The sequence below is a fragment of the Pseudoalteromonas sp. SR45-1 genome, from assembly GCF_014163655.1.
Lineage (GTDB): Bacteria > Pseudomonadota > Gammaproteobacteria > Enterobacterales > Alteromonadaceae > Pseudoalteromonas > Pseudoalteromonas distincta.
This window is the reverse complement of the sequence record NZ_JACJDR010000003.1, coordinates 219,229-239,176: the sequence shown is the minus strand read 5'-3', so window position 1 is coordinate 239,176 and position 19,948 is coordinate 219,229. Positions and strand designations below refer to the sequence as shown.

18 protein-coding genes are annotated in these 19,948 nt (G+C 37.2%); 11 read left to right on the top strand and 7 right to left on the bottom strand.

Going from position 1 to position 19,948, the window contains the following annotated elements; translation table 11 throughout:
- Positions 1–83 precede the first annotated feature (83 nt).
- Positions 84–416, top strand: a complete 333-nt coding sequence (locus tag H5089_RS05225; protein WP_240915869.1) for a DoxX family protein — start codon at positions 84–86, stop codon at positions 414–416.
- A gap of 278 nt (positions 417–694) precedes the next feature.
- The gene (locus H5089_RS05220) at positions 695–1,648 is read left to right on the top strand and encodes an MBL fold metallo-hydrolase (RefSeq protein WP_024594959.1); all 954 of its coding nucleotides are present in this window, start codon (positions 695–697) and stop codon (positions 1,646–1,648) included.
- A gap of 183 nt (positions 1,649–1,831) precedes the next feature.
- Here H5089_RS05220 and H5089_RS05215 read toward each other — a convergent pair whose 3' ends face one another.
- The gene (locus tag H5089_RS05215; RefSeq protein ID WP_253947683.1) at positions 1,832–2,137 is read right to left on the bottom strand and encodes a carbohydrate binding domain-containing protein; all 306 of its coding nucleotides are present in this window, start codon (positions 2,135–2,137) and stop codon (positions 1,832–1,834) included.
- Positions 2,138–2,353: 216 nt separating this feature from the next.
- Here H5089_RS05215 and H5089_RS20245 point away from each other — a divergent pair, with 216 nt between their 5' ends.
- The 3 genes from H5089_RS20245 to H5089_RS05200 all read left to right on the top strand — a co-directional run bounded on the left by H5089_RS20245 (position 2,354) and on the right by H5089_RS05200 (position 5,346).
- Positions 2,354–2,722 (top strand): NrtR DNA-binding winged helix domain-containing protein, encoded by a 369-nt coding sequence (locus H5089_RS20245; protein WP_310735799.1) that lies wholly within the window; start codon positions 2,354–2,356, stop codon positions 2,720–2,722.
- 271 nt (positions 2,723–2,993) lie between these two features.
- Positions 2,994–4,484: a SulP family inorganic anion transporter gene (locus H5089_RS05205; protein ID WP_182711647.1), complete on the top strand. Its 1,491-nt coding sequence runs from the start codon at positions 2,994–2,996 to the stop codon at positions 4,482–4,484.
- Between the two features lie 10 nt (positions 4,485–4,494).
- Positions 4,495–5,346, top strand: coding sequence for a universal stress protein (locus tag H5089_RS05200; protein WP_182711646.1), 852 nt, complete (start codon positions 4,495–4,497; stop codon positions 5,344–5,346).
- 34 nt (positions 5,347–5,380) lie between these two features.
- Here the strand turns inward: H5089_RS05200 and H5089_RS20240 are convergent, their stop codons facing one another.
- Entirely contained in the window at positions 5,381–5,611 is a 231-nt protein-coding gene (locus H5089_RS20240) for a hypothetical protein (RefSeq protein WP_259396045.1), read from the bottom strand.
- A 394-nt stretch (positions 5,612–6,005) separates the two neighbouring features.
- Between H5089_RS20240 and nirB the strand changes: the two genes are divergently transcribed.
- From nirB to H5089_RS05165, 6 genes are all read left to right on the top strand, one after another.
- Positions 6,006–8,579: a nitrite reductase large subunit NirB gene (gene nirB, locus H5089_RS05190; protein ID WP_182711645.1), complete on the top strand. Its 2,574-nt coding sequence runs from the start codon at positions 6,006–6,008 to the stop codon at positions 8,577–8,579.
- Complete coding sequence (gene nirD, locus H5089_RS05185; protein ID WP_182693842.1) at positions 8,566–8,919, top strand: nitrite reductase small subunit NirD; 354 nt, start codon at positions 8,566–8,568, stop codon at positions 8,917–8,919. Before nirB ends, nirD begins: the two co-directional genes overlap by 14 nt.
- A 9-nt stretch (positions 8,920–8,928) precedes the next feature.
- On the top strand, positions 8,929–9,792 hold the full coding sequence (cobA, locus tag H5089_RS05180; RefSeq protein ID WP_182711644.1) for a uroporphyrinogen-III C-methyltransferase: 864 nt from the start codon (positions 8,929–8,931) through the stop codon (positions 9,790–9,792).
- A gap of 274 nt (positions 9,793–10,066) precedes the next feature.
- Positions 10,067–11,329, top strand: coding sequence for a nitrate- and nitrite sensing domain-containing protein (locus H5089_RS05175; protein ID WP_024606321.1), 1,263 nt, complete (start codon positions 10,067–10,069; stop codon positions 11,327–11,329).
- 275 nt (positions 11,330–11,604) lie between these two features.
- The gene (locus H5089_RS05170; protein WP_182711643.1) at positions 11,605–12,798 is read left to right on the top strand and encodes an ATP-binding protein; all 1,194 of its coding nucleotides are present in this window, start codon (positions 11,605–11,607) and stop codon (positions 12,796–12,798) included.
- A gap of 58 nt (positions 12,799–12,856) precedes the next feature.
- On the top strand, positions 12,857–14,581 hold the full coding sequence (locus tag H5089_RS05165; RefSeq protein WP_182711642.1) for a GGDEF domain-containing response regulator: 1,725 nt from the start codon (positions 12,857–12,859) through the stop codon (positions 14,579–14,581).
- Positions 14,582–14,727: 146 nt separating this feature from the next.
- On the opposite strand, the gene H5089_RS05160 is transcribed toward H5089_RS05165, so the two are convergent.
- From H5089_RS05160 to H5089_RS05140, 5 genes are all read right to left on the bottom strand, one after another.
- Positions 14,728–15,177, bottom strand: coding sequence for a response regulator (locus H5089_RS05160; protein ID WP_024596059.1), 450 nt, complete (start codon positions 15,175–15,177; stop codon positions 14,728–14,730).
- On the bottom strand, positions 15,174–16,628 hold the full coding sequence (locus tag H5089_RS05155) for an ATP-binding protein (RefSeq protein WP_182711641.1): 1,455 nt from the start codon (positions 16,626–16,628) through the stop codon (positions 15,174–15,176). The genes H5089_RS05160 and H5089_RS05155 overlap by 4 nt, the downstream gene beginning before the upstream one ends.
- A 129-nt stretch (positions 16,629–16,757) precedes the next feature.
- The gene (locus tag H5089_RS05150) at positions 16,758–17,417 is read right to left on the bottom strand and encodes an MOSC domain-containing protein (protein ID WP_024604871.1); all 660 of its coding nucleotides are present in this window, start codon (positions 17,415–17,417) and stop codon (positions 16,758–16,760) included.
- A gap of 123 nt (positions 17,418–17,540) precedes the next feature.
- Positions 17,541–18,473 carry an alpha-E domain-containing protein gene (locus tag H5089_RS05145; RefSeq protein ID WP_101216455.1) on the bottom strand — a complete coding sequence of 311 codons (933 nt, stop codon included), beginning with the start codon at positions 18,471–18,473 and terminating at the stop codon, positions 17,541–17,543.
- Between the two features lies 1 nt (position 18,474).
- Positions 18,475–19,929 carry a circularly permuted type 2 ATP-grasp protein gene (locus tag H5089_RS05140; RefSeq protein ID WP_182711640.1) on the bottom strand — a complete coding sequence of 485 codons (1,455 nt, stop codon included), beginning with the start codon at positions 19,927–19,929 and terminating at the stop codon, positions 18,475–18,477.
- Between the last annotated feature and the right edge of the window lie 19 nt (positions 19,930–19,948).

The window sequence follows — 19,948 nt, the reverse complement described above, 5'->3', positions numbered from 1 at the left end:
CTAACGTCAAAAGCTAAGCATCTGCTTAAATCACTCTTATTAAAGTTGGGAATAACATGAGCACAAAAGTAAAAAGAATTTTTATGTATACATCACTAGGATTAACAACACTTGCCTTTATAGCTGCAGGCTCTGCAAAACTAGCAGGAGTTGAGCAAATGCACTTATCTTTTGCACTCATGGGTTTACCTGCTTGGTTTGGCTATTTTATTGGTGCAAGTGAACTTGCAGGTGCTGTTGCTATTTGGATAAAAAAACTAAGCATTATAGCTGCAAGTGGTTTGTTAGTTATTATGGCTGGTGCAACATTTTTTCATGTAGTTTACGACAGTGTTGCCAATGCAATACCTGCCGTTATTTTATGTGCTTTTTTAATTAATATCATAATTAACCGAGTCAATGATATAAACGCCTAGGATAGTAAGTAACCTAGAGCTATTTTAAATACAATGAATAACGATATATTCGCTTCTATCGTTATTCAAACCCTCATTTACAAAATGACTAATGCTTTCGCATCTCTCATTTAGGATAAAGATAACAAACTCGATCTCTAAACAAACAAAGGCTAAGGTTGTTTTATCCATTAAATTTTAATTTTGAGTTCATACCCTGTATTTAATAATTAAATAAACGGCGTACGAAAGTTTATTACTTGGGCTTTTAATATGCCTAATTAACTAAGGTGTAAAATATGAAAAAAACATTTTTAGGCATTTTCTCGATTACAGTAATAACTTACTTACTGAGCGGCTGCACAACATCAAATAACGGTAATATTACAAAATTGAGTGAAGATAAAATAAGTACTAGATTAAATAAATTACCTTCCTCGCTAACCTCTAGTGATTTGTTCAATACCACTGTTGTTGAACCCACTCAGCTATTTGATAACCTTTATTTTGTAGGATATATCAGCGTAGGCACTTTTGTTATCACTACAACTGAGGGCATTATTTTAATCGATACCATGTGGACTCCGCACGATGCCAAACATGTGATTGTTCCTGGACTAAAAGAGTTAGGCTTAAATCCTGAAGATATTAAATACGTAATAGTTACTCACGGCCACAGCGACCATTATGGCGGCGCTCACTACTTTGAATCACATTATGGCGCTAAAATTTTAATGAGAAAAAATGAGTGGGACTACATCCATAATCCAAATGCACCTGTATTAACTGATCCTTTCGGTAACTTTTCTACCGAAATACCATTACCTAGCACTTACACCCAAGTTATCGATGGCGAAAAAATAAGTTTAGGTAAAACTAATTTAACTGTACTTGCTACACCAGGACATACGCCTGGTGGGTTGTCTTTGATAATACCTGTTACAGATAATGGCATACCTCATACAGTTGCACTTTGGGGAGGTACCGGTTTACCGGATACTAAAGAAGCAAATCAAACTTATTTGCACTCTTTAAATTATTTTCAAAAAATTGCAAACAAAAACGATGTTGATGGAAGTATCTCAAACCACCCGTTTTCACATGATCTAATTAATCAAATTAATACATTAAAAAATCGTAAATCTGATCAACGAAACCCCGTGATAACCGGTAATAAGGCATTTAATGAGTACATAGACGATGTATTGCGAAATAACGTTCAAAAGAAACTTTCGTCATTTGAGTCAAACTAATATAGCTTTTCACGCACCGGCGTTATCGTGCTAATGTATTTATAATGACGGTATATGTCGCTTTAAAGCGATACTCATTACTATATAAAAGCATAGTGCACTTCTTTTTATGAAACCCCACATTTGATAGTCTGTATAAAAATACAGACTATCAAATGTGGGGTTAATTACTTTTAGTTTGGTTTATTGTTCTACCAAAATGACCGATACGTCGTCTGCATGAAAATCAGCAGTCAGTTCGTTTGACTCCACATAAAGTAAAGCCGCACTTTCCTCGGTTGTTATTGAATGGGTATAAGTGCCCGAAAGCTTTACCCAATCGCCTGCAACTACGTTTGTAACAGTGGTTAGCTCGAGGTATTCAGTGCTCGCATGCTCAATTTGCAGTGTAAGTTTAATTCCTGGCGATACCGCTGTGTTATCGTCAGATAACTTAACCCACGCAGATACATTATAGGTTTTGCCCGCTGTGAGCTTGGGTTGTTTCAAGTGAAGTAGTAGCACTGCCTCGTGATTGCCATGAATCAAGACCGGCTTCAAAGTCACCATTAGTTAGCAGCTCTGCGTGTTGTTAAAAGTACGACTGGTGTTGAAAACCTTTATTTAGATCAGTTAGGTGCGTTTGGTAACGTTGACCGCTACCCTGCTAGACGTATTATAACCATTGTTTACTATTCGCTCGTACGCTTTGAAGAAACCAATCTTGTGAGCGGCGACAATGCTTTAGAATGTGAATGGTTTGATGTAAATAACGTTCTCCCTTTAATGTTTGACCACGCCGACATTTTAAAAAGTGGCTTAGATTACTTACGCTATAAAGTAAGGCACGAGCCGATTGGTTTTAGCCTGCTCCCTGAAAAGTTTACCTTGCTTGAGCTACAAGGAATTTACGAGTCGATTTTAAATAAATCACTCGATAAGCCTAACTTTAGACGTAAGTTCCAAAAAATGAACTTACTAATAAACTGCAAAGAAAAACAAACCAACGTAGCTCACCGAGCTGCTACTTTGTACCGTTTTGATATAAACGTATACGAAAAACTAAGAGAGTTTGGTTTTACATTTGAGTTTTAAATAAGCAAATGCATAATTAAATTAATGTTTGGTCTTTAAGGCCAAATAACATATTGCTAATATATATGTGATGTTTATAATTCGTCCACATTATTAATATAAACTAATCAAAAGGAGCTTTTTTCTTGAAACTTACGCCGCCCTAGGCAACCACTCCCCTTTTTCATCAGCACGTTACGTGCAACCTTAATCGCCGCCTGCGCGAGAATCACTGTTATTTAAATAAAATACTCCCCTATACTTTGGGAAACTAACTAATTAGGTTTATTACATGTTTGATCACGTAAAAAGAGATTGGCTCTCTAATGTTCGTGGCGATGTGCTTGCTGGTATTGTTGTGGCGCTTGCCCTAATACCTGAAGCGATTGCCTTTTCTATTATTGCCGGTGTTGATCCAAAAGTAGGTTTATACGCCTCATTTTGTATTGCGGTTATTATTGCCTTTGTAGGCGGACGTCCTGGCATGATATCGGCGGCCACCGGTGCAATGGCACTGTTAATGGTGACGCTAGTTAAAGACCATGGTTTGGAATACTTACTGGTTGCCACCTTACTTACTGGTGTACTACAAATATTTGCAGGCTTTTTAAAGCTCGGTGAATTAATGCGCTTTGTATCGCGCTCTGTTGTAACAGGGTTTGTAAACGCGCTGGCGATTTTAATATTTATGGCGCAGTTACCTGAGCTGACTAATGTTACTTGGCATGTTTATGCGATGACCGCAGCGGGCTTAGGTATTATTTACTTATTTCCGTATATTCCAACTATTGGCAAAATACTTCCCTCTCCTTTAGTGTGTATTGTTGTTATTACACTGATTTCAATATTTTTGGGTCTTGATATAAGAACCGTTGGCGACATGGGCGAACTGCCAGACACTCTACCTATATTTTTATGGCCCGATGTACCGCTAACACTCGAAACACTGCAAATTGTATTACCGTATTCAATTGGTCTTGCTGTTGTGGGCTTACTTGAGTCAATGATGACCGCCACTATTGTTGATGACTTAACTGATACAACGAGCGATCGTAATAAAGAATGTAAGGGCCAAGGTATTGCTAATATTGGCGCAGGCTTATTTGGTGGTATGGCGGGTTGCGCTATGATTGGGCAATCAATTATTAATGTTAAATCGGGCGGTCGCGGCAGGCTTTCTACCTTTATTGCAGGTTTATTTTTAATCATCATGGTGGTGTTTTTAGATGAATGGCTGCGTTTAATTCCTATGGCAGCATTAGTTGCGGTAATGATTATGGTATCGATTGGTACGTTTTCGTGGACATCTGTTAAGGATTTAAGAAAGAACCCGCTTTCATCAAATGTTGTGATGATTTCCACCGTTATTGTGGTTGTTGCCACGCATAACCTAGCCATTGGCGTTTTAGTTGGTGTGTTGTTAGCTACGTTGTTTTTTGCCAATAAAATTGGTCGCTTTATGGTGGTTAAAACCAAGCATGATGAAAGCAACGATAAAATAACCTATGAAGTCGTTGGCCAAGTATTTTTTGCCTCAGCTGAGCAATTTATTGCATCGTTCGATTTTAAAAATGCGGTTTCTAACGTGGTAATTGATTTAACCCATGCACATTTTTGGGATATAACTGGTGTATCGTCACTCGACAAGGTGGTTATTAAATTTAGGCGTGAAGGCGCAACGGTTAGTATTATTGGTATGAATAGCGCAACCGAAACTGTAATTGATAAATTTGGTGTGCATAACAACCCTGAAGAAGTCGAAAAACTACTTGGCGGACATTAAGGAGAATGCAATGACTAAAATAATTACCTATGTAGATGGCTCAGCCATTACTAAAAATGTAACCGATGCTGCTATTTGGGCTTCAAAAAAGCTAAATAAACCAATTAGCTTTGTGTATACAATTGAAAAAACGCAGCAAACTAATATCGGCGACTACTCTGGTAGTATTGGGCTTGGTGCACAGTCAACACTTCTTGATGAAATGACTAAGCTTGACGAACAACGCTGCAAAGTAAGTTTAAAAATGGCTGACGAATTATTAAATTCAGTAAGTGAGCATGCTAAATCGGCAGGTGTTACTAATTTTGAACTAATTAAGCGCCACGGTGATTTGCTCGATACCGTTATAGACTTAAAAGACGATACACGCCTTATTGTTATTGGCCAAAATGGTGCTGGACATAGTAATAGCTTTGCGGTGCTGGGCTCACATATAGAAACCTTAGTGCGTAATGCAACACAACCTATTTTGCTTATTCCTGAAACATTTAAACAACCTAAATCATTTATGATTGCGTACGACGGCCGCGAAACAGCCGACAAAGCGCTACAACAAGTTATTGATGGCGGCTTGTTACATGGTTTGCATTGTCATTTAGTGAGTATTAAAAACAACGAAAAAGACCTTGAAGAAAAATTTGTTAATGCACAGCACAAGCTTATCAGTATGGACTTCGAAGTGTCGGCAAGCTTTTTAGAGGGCAATATTTTCGACTCGTTAATGCAATATAAAGAACAAAATAATGTAGAACTAATTGTAATGGGTGCATTTGGGCACTCTAAACTAAGGCAGTTTTTTGTGGGCAGTAACACCATTAAAATGCTCGAGAACAGCGATGTGCCTGTGGTTATTTTAAAATAAATTTAATAACCTGCACCAAAAAGCCTAAAATCACTTAACTAATTTTAGGCTTTTTTGTTTTTGGCTTAGCTTCAAACTTTTCAAATAAAAACTGAATAAACGACGTAACCTTTTGAGCCACAAACTTACTATGCTGCTCTGGCATAAATGAGCGCACGCCACGTTTGCTAAATGTTGCCATTATTTTTCGTTTACCGAGTTTGTCTTGTATTGCCAACTCGCCTTCGTGAAAAGGGGAATCATCTATTGAATTTGTGTTTATCATTTTGCTTGTAATTCGTGTGCGTATTTTATGGGCTAAATTTAACTCAATACACAATGAATGATAATGGGTGTTTTATAGACTGATAATGCACAATACAATGACAATACTTGCACCCTCTTAGTGCTAGGCGCGCACCAACATATGTCAAAACGGGTTTTTCATTCACTCTAAAAAAACATTAAATACTATTTAAACAACAACTTAAAAAACTGGCTATGTTTTTGCAAACACTCTATTAACAAGCCAGTTTTATTTACGGCAAAAATTTAGGTTGTTGGCACTATAGCTATTAGCAACCATCGGCAAAGAAGCCCGCACACAATTATGCTTAATGCGTATTTGTGGCGGGCTTTTTTGTTATTTGTATTTAAACCGTCACTTTAAGGAATGCCATATGCAAACCTCGCAAAAAATACTCATTATTGGTAATGGTATGGTCGGACACCACTTTGTTGAGCAAATGCGCCAAAGCGATGCCAACGCAGACATTACCGTACTTTGCGGAGAAGCAAATCTTGCATACGATCGCGTGTATTTATCAAGTGTATTTGATGGCAAAACAGCCGCCGATTTAGCACTTACCACTCACGACAACTATAAACAACTAAATATTAATGTGCATACCAGCCAATGGGTTGAAGACATTGATAGATCAGCAAAAATAGTGACCACATTAACCGGTGAGCAATACCCGTACGACAAACTTATACTCGCTACAGGTTCGTTCCCATTTGTGCCGCCTATAAAAGGTAACGACCAACCCCATTGTTTGGTGTATCGCACATTAGAAGATTTAGAACAAATAAAAGCCAGTGCAGCTGTAAGTAAAAGTGGTGTAGTTATTGGCGGTGGTTTGTTAGGGCTTGAAGCCGCAAATGCGATTAAGCAACTAGGACTTGATACCCACGTAGTTGAATTTGCACCGCAGCTTATGGCTGTTCAGCTTGATGGACAAGGCGGTACGCTTCTAAAAAATAAAATAGAAGAACTTGGCGTAACGGTACACACATCAAAGGCAACCAGTGAAATAGTAAAAGGCGAAACCAGTCGCTTTAGATTAAATTTTTCGGATGAGTCATTTTTAGAAACAGACCTAATTTTGTTTTCTGCTGGTATTCGCCCGTATGACCAACTCGGCAAAATTGCTGATTTAGAACTCGGTGAGCGCGGCGGTATTATTATTAATAACCAATGCCAAACATCTGATCCTGATATTTTAGCCATTGGGGAATGCGCCCTGTGGGACAAAAAACTATTTGGCTTAGTCGCACCGGGTTACAACATGGCGCGCGTTGCAGCGAGCCAATTAAGTGGTGGCGAGCTTGAGTTTTTAGGTGCCGACATGAGCACTAAACTTAAGTTGTTAGGCGTAGAAGTAGGCTCAATTGGCGACGCTCATGCAAAAACGCCTGACTGTAAAGAGCTTATATACCAAGACGCTATTCGCGGCTGTTATAAAAAAATCATACTAAGTGAAAAAGGCGATAAATTACTGGGCGCTGTACTAGTTGGCGATACCAGCGACTACGATACTTTATTGCAGTACATACTTAACGACATGGACTTACCAGAAAACCCTGAGTGTTTAATTTTACCAGATAGCGGCGGCGCGTCGTCGTTATCTGGCAGTGCCCTACCCGACACCGCCACTATTTGTTCGTGTCACAATGTGAGTAAAGGCGACATTGTAGGTGCAATCGATCGCGGCTCATGCGATTTAGCCTCGGTAAAATCATGCACTAAAGCAGCAAGCGGCTGTGGCGGTTGTGCTGCGTTACTAAAATCAGTTGTTGATAACGAATTAGCAAGTCGTGGTGTTGAAGTTATCAACCATGTATGTGAGCACTTTGCGTATTCACGCCAAGAACTATTGCACATGGTAAAAGTAGAAAGCATTAAAACGTTTGATGACTTACTAACTAAACACGGCAGCGGTCATGGCTGTGAAATATGTAAACCTGCCATTGGCTCTATTTTAGCCTCAACATGGAACGACTTTATTTTAGAGCCCGCTCATGTTGGTTTGCAAGACACTAACGATACGTACCTAGCAAATATGCAAAAAGATGGTTCGTACTCTGTGGTACCGCGTATTGCTGGCGGCGAAATAACACCCGACAAACTCATTGTAATTGGACAAGTAGCCAAAGACTTTAACCTGTACTGCAAAGTCACTGGTGGTCAGCGTATCGATTTATTTGGTGCGCGTTTAGAAGAGCTTCCTGTTATTTGGGAGCGACTTATAGAAGCCGGATTTGAGACCGGTCATGCCTATGGTAAGTCTCTTAGAACTGTTAAATCGTGTGTGGGTAGTACGTGGTGTCGTTATGGTGTGCAAGATAGCGTTGGACACGCAATAGAAATTGAAAACCGCTACAAAGGGTTACGCGCACCGCATAAATTTAAAATGGCGGTATCGGGTTGTACCCGCGAATGCGCCGAAGCACAAAGTAAAGATATTGGCATTATAGCCACCGAAAATGGCTGGAACTTATACGTGTGTGGTAATGGCGGTATGCGCCCTCGCCATGCTGATTTATTTGCGACCGATTTAGACACGCCAACACTAATTAAATACATAGACCGCGTAATTATGTTTTACATTAAAACGGCTGACAAATTGCAGCGTACGTCGGTATGGATGGAAAACCTTGAAGGCGGTTTAGACTACCTTAAAAGCGTAGTAATTGACGACAGCTTAGGCATTTGCGACGAGCTAGAAGCGCAAATGGAATTAATTACACAAACCTATGCGTGTGAATGGAAAAAAGCGATTGAAAGCCCAGATGCTGCCAAACGATTCCGCCAGTTTGTTAATAGCCCCGAAACCGACGACAACATTTTGTTTGTGCAAGAGCGTAACCAAATTCGCCCTGCTACAGAAGCCGAAAAACGTGAGCAACGTAATACACAAAACCGTATTCCAGTAATGGAAGTTGAACAGGAGCAAGCTGATGTCTTGGCATAATATTGGAACAATCGACAACCTAGTGGCTAATAGCGGCGTATGCGCATTAGTTAATAATCAGCAAGTGGCTATTTTTTACATTCCACAAAATCCAACGGCTGTGTTTGCCATTAGCAACTACGACCCGATTGGCAAAGCCAATGTATTGTCGCGTGGCATTATTGGCTCAGTCGACAATAAATTAGTTGTCGCATCGCCTTTATATAAGCAACACTTTTGCCTAGAAACAGGCGAATGTTTAGAAGCAGAAGCAATACACCTACCGGTTTTTAATGCAAAAATTGAAGACGGCAGTGTATTTATAAGCGCTGAACCAAAAGTTACAACAGCAGTGGCTTAGGGGAATAGTATGAGTGTACTGTCTTATTTTTCGGGTATTGAAAACGTGTGGCTAAATAAGCTTGTTACTAAGCTAACAAGCTCAAATAGTCGCAGCGTCAAAAGCGGCAACGTTTATATAATTGGTGCGGGCCCAGGAGACGCAGAGCTAATTACAGTAAAAGCGCAGCGTTTAATTAATACCGCCGATGTTGTTTTATACGATTGGTTAGTAAGCGATGATTTATTAAAAACGCTTCCTAAAAAAGCACAGCGAGTATTTGTAGGTAAACGTGCGGGTAAACATTCGATGACCCAAGCTAACATTTGCGAACTACTGGTTAAATACGCACAACAAGGCTTAAACGTAGTGCGTTTAAAAGGCGGCGATCCGAGTATATTTGCACGTATTAACGAAGAAGCCGATGCGCTTAGTGAGCATAATATTAATTTTGCTATTGTTCCGGGTGTGACAACGGCTTGTGCTACGTCCGCTTATACGGGTATTCCGCTCACTGCACGCGATGTAGCGCGTAGTGTTACATTTTTAACAGCGCAGTTTGCCGATCCTAACAAGCAACCTCATTGGCAAAATTACGCGTTTATGCCTGCAAACAACAACCCCACTTTAGTGGTTTATATGGGGCTTTCGCGCTTACAAACGCTAAGCTGCGGTTTGCAATCAGTGGGCTGGCCAAGTAATACACCCATTGCACTAATAGAGAATGCCACTACCGCTAAGCAAAAGGTAATTACTAGTACGCTTGAACTGATTGTAAATGAGCATGCTAAACACAACCTTCAAGGCCCTACCCTAATTATGATTGGCGAAGTAATAAATCATAAAATGGCTATTAGTCCTGAGTTACTAAACAGTGTAAATGTTAACGCATGACGTAAAATGAATAATGCACTTTTCGCGCTTACTACCTCCCCAGGAGTAGGCGCTTTTTTTGTTTTTAATTTGGGTTCAAGTTGTGTGCAATAACATACTTAAATGCACCAAATAAGTTAAAAGTAATGGTAAGTTAAATTATAGAAACAAAGTGAAAAACAAAAATAACACTTTAAGCAATTGTATTAGCTTGATTTTAAATTCAATGATGAAATTTATTAATGATTGGAACAGTGGTTGCACTTTAAAAACAAAAAAGTGTGGAATAATACCAATGGCGACAAGCAATCCTCTCACAAAACAGTTTTTATTAGCGGCTAAGTATCAAGAAATACACGCGCTAAAGCAATTACAAAACAGTTGTGCCTCGCTTACTAAATTAGGCGATTTTGTACATCAGTTACAAAAAGAACGTGCAATGAGTAATATATTTTTGGCCTCAAATCGCGAGCGATTTAAAACCCAATTACAAGAACAAATCCCTTTAAGCAGCAGCGCACAAACTGCATTTTATGATTCTCTTAAACAAACATTTATAAACGACAACGCCGATACTGGTCATACTCGGTTATTTAATTTAATTACCTATAGCCTGCAAACACTTGACGCATTGCCCGAACTACGCAATCAAATAGCACAACAAAACATTAGTGCAGTGCATGCTACGCAGTCATTCACTCAGTTAATTGCTAGTTTACTCAATATTATTTTAGAGGCAGCAGATGGCGCAAGCGATCCTAAAATAACGCGTTTGTTAGTCGCATTTTTCAATTTTATGCAAGGTAAAGAGTACGCAGGACAAGAGCGCGCCTGTGGTGCACAAGCATTTGCAGCGAGTAAATTTACCACTGAGCAAAAACAACAACTCGCGCATTTTGAACAAGAGCAAAACCACAGCTTTGACTTTTTTAATGAGTACGCCGATGCGCACCTTTTAAAATGCTTTGCCACACTAACAACACATCAGGTTAATAATCAGGTAGAGCAACTTAGAAGTTTACTGCAAAAACTCGATGACGAGAATGCTCAACCGCTCTCGCAACTAAGCGAAGTATGGTACGAAGTAACCACTACGCGCATAGATATAATGCACAAAATTGAACAAAATATAGCAGATCAATTAATTGATACTGCAGCAATGCAAATAGCCTGTGCTCAACGTAGTTTAAATACAAATAAGCAAGTACTTAACAATATGGCAGAGCAACACATAGCCCCTACTTTTGGCCAATTAGCCATTAAGCAACCAGAGCCAGAAGTAAACCAAAATATAGCGGCCGATAAGCTCAACAGTAATAAAACTATGTATGATTTAATTATCGAGCAAAGCCAGCATATAAAACAAATAAACCAAGCGTTACTTGACGCTAAAAAAGTTATTAGTGAGCAAAAGGTAATTCACCAAGCCAAGTACATACTTATTGAGCAGTTAAAGCTCACCGAAGAGCAAGCCCATAAACAGCTACAAAAACAAGCAATGGATACGCATAAAACCTTATTTAGCGTAGCGCAAACAATTGTACAAATGAGCGATTAAATATGCTCTTTTTACTTGGGCATGTTGATCTTTAGTAATACCACTACCCTAAATAATAGTTATTTATTAAGTTACAAATTTCACACCCAGATTGAGTTTTGCCTTATTTTAAAATTGATTCATAACCTGCTGACTATAATAAGGTAAAACCCTAATTTGAAGTCTATTTATAATGCAAATTATTCAACGCATTCAAAATAATCAACTACAATAAGTTAATCATTTGTTGCATCTCATTTTAATGAGGCATATTTAATACTGTTGTAGGAGTTTGAATGCCCAATGTAGAGAGTTATATAGAAGGTGTATCATTAATAGATGAGCAGCAATTAACAACTTCTCTTGATAATGACATTCAAACAAACATGAAAAACATTGCTGAGCTAATTTTAAACATTTTTGATGCGAGCTCATTTTCTATTGTTGCTAATCAGCCTTCAGGTGTCGTTGAGCTATATAAATCAGGTTCAGAAATAGCAGTAGCTAAAGAGCAACTAGCTGATGATATTTTTAATGAATCGATTATTGAGCATGACCTTAAAATATTTAGAGTTATATCGCCTATTATATTGCCCTCAAACCTTAAGTTTGGATGGTTGATATTCGAGCGAGCAAGTGATTCACTACTTACAGAAAAAGAAAAATCAATTTTAAATAGTTTACAAAAAAACTTTGTAAATCAGTTAGTCCAACGTAAAAACTTATTAGATAAAATAAACAGTGCTAAGTTTAACTCAACAATTTGCGAGCAAAACAAAAAAGACGAAACTGAAAAAGATCGCTTAATTAAAAAATTACAAAAAATGAGCGATGAACTTGATGAATTTACCAGTATTGCTTCTCACGATCTAAAGTCACCATTAAATGCTATAAAACGTTTATTAGAATGGGTTTATGATGATTGCAAAGATTTACTCCCTCAAGAGCACCTAGAAAATTTTCAGCTTGTGTTCAGCAGAGCTAATAGAATGCAAGTACTCCTAGAAGATTTACTAAGCTACTCGAGAATAAATAGCTGTGATTCAACTCTGGCAAACATATCTTTAGAAAGTCTTTACCAAGATATAGAAAAAATTTTAGAAGTTCCACAAGCTGTCACTGTTGATATACACGCCAATAACGAAGTACTCGATATACCACTGATCCCTTTTAAAACTGTTTTTCAAAATCTTATTAGTAATGCAATAAAACATAACAATAAAGAGCACTCGGTTATCGACATTTCACTTATCCCCTCTAATCAATATTACATTATTGAAATAAAAGATAATGGTCCAGGAATTAACCCTAAATATTTTTCACTCATATTTAAGTTATTTCAGACATTGCAATCTCGAGATGATGTTGAAGGGAGCGGCATCGGACTCTGTATTGCCAATAAGCTCATTATTAATTATGGGGGCAAAATTGAAGTAGCCTCCGATGGAAAGCTTGGCAGTACATTCACTATTTTTTGGCCCAAAGTTTAACTATGAAATTATCAATTATAAACGAGCATCATGTAGATGCTGCTCTTAGAAGGAACTTATGAATATTTTAATTGTTGATGATGACTTAGTTGATCGCAAATTAATTAAAAAAATGCTTATTTCTGATGGCTCTCATCATCATGACATTACCGAAGTAACGTGCGTACCCGAGGGCTTGAAAGCCATTGAAGACACGCACTTTGATATAATACTACTCGATTATAATATGCCTAAAGAAGATGGCATTGAAATGCTAATTGAAATGCGTGCAAAGCCTAAACTCGGTAACACCGCAATTATCATGATTAGCTCCTCAGAGAACTCAGCTTTGGCTATTGAGTGTATAGAAGCAGGCGCTCAAGACTTTTTACCAAAAGGTGATATAACGAGGGATAGTTTAAATAAAGCACTTATATATGCCAAAAAACGCTTCGAGGCAGAACAACGTATGCACAACAGTTATCTTGCTGTAAAGCATATGGCAGAACGGGATCAGCTTACTGGTTTGTCTAATCGATATCATTTTGAAGAAATACTAAAAGTAATGATAGCTAACAATAAACGTGCTAAAAACTGCGTGGCGTTACTTGCTTTAGATTTAGATAACTTTAAAAATATTAATGATACGCTTGGCCATAGTGTCGGCGACGAAATTTTAATACAAACAGTAGAAAGAATTCATAGTTGCCTGAGACAAAATGAAGGATTTGCACGCTTAGGAGGCGATGAATTTGCAGTTATAATAGGTGGAATTTGCAATATTAATCAAATAGGTATGATAGCAAATAGAATACTAGCTGAAGTGTCTAAACCCTTTTTGCATGAAGGTAGAACTTTAAATTGCAGTGTTAGTATAGGAAGTGCTTTATACCCAAACGATGCGACTGAATCTCATGAACTGCTAAAATGTGCTGACATTGCAATGTATCGCTCAAAGCAAAGTGGTAAAAGTAGAATTAGCTTTTACAAAGAGCAATATCAGTACGAATTTAGTCGCCGAGTAGATATTCAAAATAGTATAAAAGAGCATATAGAGGAAAAAAACTTTAGGCTATTTTATCAACCTGTTTATTGTTCAAAAACACAAATAATGACAGGTGTCGAAGCCCTTATCCGTTGGCCAGGTACAACCATTCATTATACTCCTGATGAATTTATTCCTATTGCTGAAGAGTGCCGATTAATAGCCCCTCTTGGAAAATGGATAATTGCGAGCGCTTTAGAGCAGTTATCTTTATGGCAGCAAAGCTATGAAACTCCCTTAACACTATCTATTAATATTTCACCTATTCAGCTACAAAAAGAGATTTTAGAGAGCTATTTATTAGAGACAGTCAAAACATACAACTTAAAAACCAACAGTATTATTCTTGAAATAACAGAAACAGCTTTTATGGAAAATAGTAAAGAAGTGATTGAGATATTAACTTCTTTGTCTAACAAGGGATTTAGGATTGCTTTGGACGATTTTGGTATGGGGTACTCATCCATATCTCATCTAATATCTTACCCTATTGATATAGTAAAATTAGACAAAAGCATGCAGTCGTTGGATGGAGAAAATAATAAGCGATTAAAAATAATCGAGAGTTTATCTTTAATGCTAAAAAAATTAGATTTTTTTGTGGTAGCTGAAGGAATCGAAACGAAAGCCCAACATCAGCTATGTAAAGAACTAAACATAGACTACTTGCAAGGTTTTCTATTTTCAAAACCTATGCCTGCAAACGAGATTAACTTGATACTCGATGACTATTGTAAAAAATCATCCTTAAATAAATAGGTTATTTTGAGCCTCTGTAAAATTGAAGCTTAAATCAGACACCTATATAACTTTAAGCTAAAAACCTTTGGTTTGAGCCACATACTCAAACTAAAGGCTCTTCAATTGGCACAGCCTAATAGGTTAAAACTTAAAATACATGCACATCAGCTGTATTTATCTAAATGCTGACCAATAACAGCCATGACTTTTTCTTTTAACTCTGCTGCCTGAAAACTTCCTTTTACAAGGTAACCTTTTACAAAGTCGTGTGACATTATAATCTTTTTTTCTTCTTCTCTTTCAGATGAGCTAAACATCATAACTACACACGAGCTTATCTCTATCATTTTTCTGAGTTTAGAGAACTTCTCTAAAAATTGAATGCCATTAACTTTTGGCATATTAATGTCTAAAAATATAAGAATTGGAGGAAATCCATCAGGGTACTTTATTCTATTAGATTCATAATTTTCTAAAAATTCTAATGCTTCTTGACCATCTTTTTTTTCAAAAATTGTAAGGTCTAACTTGGCTTCTTTTATTAGCCTTTTAAGAATATACCGGTCAACTTCGTTGTCATCGACAATTAATATAGGGGGTTTAATTTTTGTCATATTAGCTTATCCAATGGTATTACTATTTTAAATGTTGTGCCTTTATCAGAGCTTTGCAGTGATATTTCACCGTTTAAGTACTCAATATGTTTTTTAACCAACGCCATCCCTAAACCAGAGCCCGTACTCGTCTGTGCATGAAATCGCTTAAACATATCAAACACTTCACCTTGATGCTTTTGTGGTATTCCCATTCCGTTATCTGTAACAGTAATAAAAAACGTCTCTTGCTCATTGAAAATATCACAGCGGACATAAGGGGAGTCTTTATTTCTGTCGTAATACTTCAACCCGTTTGAAATTAAGTTTTCAATAATTTGAGCAAAACGCGCTTTTTCTGACTTTATAGGTACTGATAGATTAATTGTTGTCTCGAGCTTACAAGGGTTGTCTTTCATAAGCCAAGTGAGTCGCTCTTTCATATCAATAATCAACTGATTAAAATCAATTACATCTCTATCTTCACTACCAATTTCAGCTTTAGCTAATAGTAAAATATCAACAACAAGTGTCTCTAACTTTTCCATTTGTTGATAGATAACCAATGCATTTCGACTTGCCTCTTCAGTATCTCCTGCTTTTATATCTTCAATAACAAAATGCGCTAGGGATTTAGCCCCTGACAACGGTGATTTCAGGTCATGAGAAGCTCGATAAGCAAACTGTGCAAGTTCGTCATTTGCTTGCTGCAGGGAGGCTGTTTGGCTATTTATAATCTCTTTGAGTTCAATACTGTTTTCAATATTTAAAAGATCATTTTTAATCCGCTGCCTGGCCGCGATAACGAGTGCTTTTAATTCACCCGACGTTTTTATATCAAGCTCATCATCTAGGTTAATATTGCTTTCGGGTTTACTTGATAAGAGCAGGGTAAGATTTCGAATAGAGCTGGATATAGTACGAGAAAGGTAACTTATAAAAATAATATTAAAAAAAGATATGACGATAACAAGTGGAATTAACGTCATTAGTATAAACGATACTGTTTTTCTGATTGGTTCTTCAAACATCTCAGAGTGTTTGTTAAAGCTGACAAGTGCAACATTAAGGTTTAGTAAAAAATCAGCTCTACTGAGTTCACCTTTTTCATACTGAGTAACTGACAGTAGTGTTTTATCCGCAATTTCTATATCTTTTTCACAAATTGTTAAAGTTTGCTCTGTGTTAATAAATTTCATAACAGCATAATTTAATGGATTTATTTCTTCAATACAGTCAATTGGTTGCTGCCTAATTAACAATATATCTGACTCAATGGTATTTATATCTATGGGGAGATCATTTTCTATTTTTTTAACTGACTTAGTAAGTTGATGAGTATATTTTAAGTGAAGAAAATTAAGTTGGTGAAACTTGGCCCCTTTAGCTATTTCAAAAGCTGAGTAAACAGTAATACTTACCTCTGCAGCTGTTAAAATCACAATAAGCATCAGTTTTCTGGAGATATTCATATACGACACCTATTTTAGCTACTAACCCAACAGTTTTTTAATAACACTATAATAATTATAGTATTTATCACATTAGGTATAGCAGGTTTTATCTTTTTTACTAGCTCCTCTATAAATAACAATTTACGCTTAACTTAGTTCATTTTTAATACAAAGCTTCTTTTTAATTTTAGTTTGCCACTCAAGAGCAAGCTCCGGCAATTCGAGTGCTGCTAATAATACACTTTCATAATCTGGATATTTTTTATCAAAAAAAGCCTGGAACAGTTTTTTTACTGATATGTCGTGCGAGGCTTTCTTCTCGATAACAACACTATCACCCGTTTTTGCAACGCCCTGCTCTAGTACCCTAAAATACACGCCAGTGCAGTAATGCTGCGTAAACAGTTTAAGGCTGTTTTTATTATTAAGGGCGATAGCTAATTTAAAACAAGGCACACGAGGCTGGCTTACTTCAAGTAATGCAGTACCAATTCGAATATGGTCACCTATGTGTATATTCGCTTCATCAAGGTCAGAAATCGTGAAGTTTTCGCCAAAGGCACCTACTGCCAAATCATCATTCTCGAGGGTTTGTTTCCAATAATCATAATGATTGTGCGAAAACGCGTAAACCGCTTTATCAACCCCGCCGTGATTAACTAAATCAGCTTGCTCATCCCCTATAATATTTAGCTTTTCAATAACAACAGGTTCGTTAGTTGGCGTTTTGAATATTCCCGTTTTCACCTCTTTACCATTATGAATAAGAGTTTTAATTTTAGAGATATTAGTCGAGATGATTTTCATTGCGATACCAACGGATGAGGAAGTAAAGATTAATTATGCAGGTTTTAAAATTATTATAAATAAATTTAAGCAAAAAAATGACCGCTTAAGACTAAGCAGTCATCTCACAATATACAGTTTTTATTATTCTGCTTGTTTTAAAAAATACGTTTCGGCCAGTCCGTTATGTATTCCAGCTAAGTCTATTTGTATTTCATCGATAAAGTCATGCAACAGACCGTTTTTAAGTACTCGCACGTCTTTATTTTCTAACTCAACAATTGCATCATCAATTGATTTAATAATTTCTGTTGAGTTTGGTAAAGGTAAAACCAATGCTTTTAATTCATTCATACAAAATAAAATAGATCGTGGGAATACTTTGCTGTGCATTACAAATTCTATTACATCTGCACGCTGTACTCTAACGCCCATTTCTTGGCGATACATTTGATAAGCACTTAATGAGCGCAATAAACTGATCCACTGAATATTATCAAACGGCTTCACTTCTTCTTCATTAGTAATTAACGTAGCAGAGCGAATATCTAAAATTCGCGATGTCATGTCTGCGCGCTCTATAATCGAACCAAAACGGATAAAAACATAGCCCTGATCATGATTAATTGTGGCATCTAACGCCCCAAATATTTGATGGGCTGAATCTATAATCTTTTTTAAATACTCAAAACGCCCGCGCTTTGTTATCCCTTCTTTTTGATTGTCTTTTACATAATAATACAGAGAGTTTATTTCTTCCCATACATCTCGAGGTATTACATCACGAATTGTACGCGCGCTTTCTCTGGCAGAAGTGATAGAGTTTAAAATTGACGAGCTATTATCACTACCAACAAGTAAATACCTTAATGCTTTTTGCTCAGAAAAATCAGTATGGTTTTCTGAATACGCTTTGCGTACACCAATAATATCAATTAATGGCTCCCAGCCGGTACATACGCCTTTGGGTAAGTCCATCATCAGTAAATTGTTAACGTTGATTAAACGAGCCACATTCTCCGCGCGCTCAATGTATCGAGATACCCAATATAAAGTTTCGCCTACTCTTGATAACATATTATTTAGCCTCTTCGTCAACAATCCAAGTATCTTTACTGCCACCACCTTGTGATGAATTAACCACCAAAGAGCCTTTAACCATAGCAACACGCGTTAATCCACCGGTGGTAACTTGCGTATCTTCACCTGATGATAAAATAAACGGTCTTAAATCGGTATGTCGACCATCTGGTTTATTACCATCAAATGTTGGTACTGTTGATAAATCTAATGTTGGTTGAGCTACCCAATTTCGTGGGTCCGCTTTAATTTGAGCAATACACGCTTCTTGTTCTTTTTTCGTCGATTTAGGACCAATTAATAATCCATATCCGCCAGATTCATTAGCTGGTTTTACAACAAGCTTATCAATGTTTTTAATCACATGGTCGCATTCTTTCGGGTCCAAACATTTAAATGTTGGTACATTTGCAAGTTTAGCTTCTTCACCTAAGTAGTACTTAATCATCTCAGGTACATAGGCGTAAACTACTTTGTCATCAGCAACACCTGCACCTGGTGCATTAACCAAAGCAACGTTGCCTTTAGACCAAGCACGCATTAAACCAGGAACGCCCAGTTGTGAGTCAGGTAAAAAGACTTCTGGGTCTAAAAATAAATCATCAATACGGCGATAAATAACATCAACTCGTTGTAGCCCTGTGATTGTTCTCATGTATACACAATCATCTTTTTCAACAACTAAGTCCCGTCCTTCTACCAGTTCGCAACCCATTTCTTGGGCAAGATAACAATGTTCAAAGTAAGCTGAGTTAAATACCCCAGGCGTAAGTACCACAACTTCTGGTTTATCTTGTGGACGAGGCGACATTGCCGCTAGCATATCAAATAATTGTGAGGGGTAATCATCAACAGGTAAAATAGACACTTGCTCAAATAATTCAGGGAATACACGCTTCATTACAGAGCGATTTTCAAGCATATAAGATACACCTGAAGGAACACGCAGGTTATCCTCAAGAACATACATTGTACCGCTACCATCGCGTACTAAATCTGAGCCACAGATATGCGCCCATATTTTATTTGGCGGATTTATTCCCACACATTGCTGGCGAAAGTTAACTGATTTTTCTAGTAACCCTTTTGGAAAAACACCATCTTTTATTATTTTTTGATCGTGGTATAAATCATCTATAAAAAGGTTAAGCGCTTCAACACGTTGCTTTAAACCAACCTCTACGCTTTGCCATTCTTTTTTGCCAATGGTACGCGGTATAATATCAAACGGCCAGGCTCTATCAATCATATTACCTTCGTTGTAAACCGTGAAAGTAATACCCATTTCTTTAATTGCTAAATCAGCAACCGCTCTGGCTTTTACTAATTCTTCTGCTGATAAATTAGCAAAAAATTGTGCTAATTGTGTTCCATGCGATCTAACATTTCCTTGTGCATCAATTAATTCATCAAAGAAACCTTTTGTTTGGTACGCTTTCCAATCAATTTTCATACACTCTTTCACCTTATCC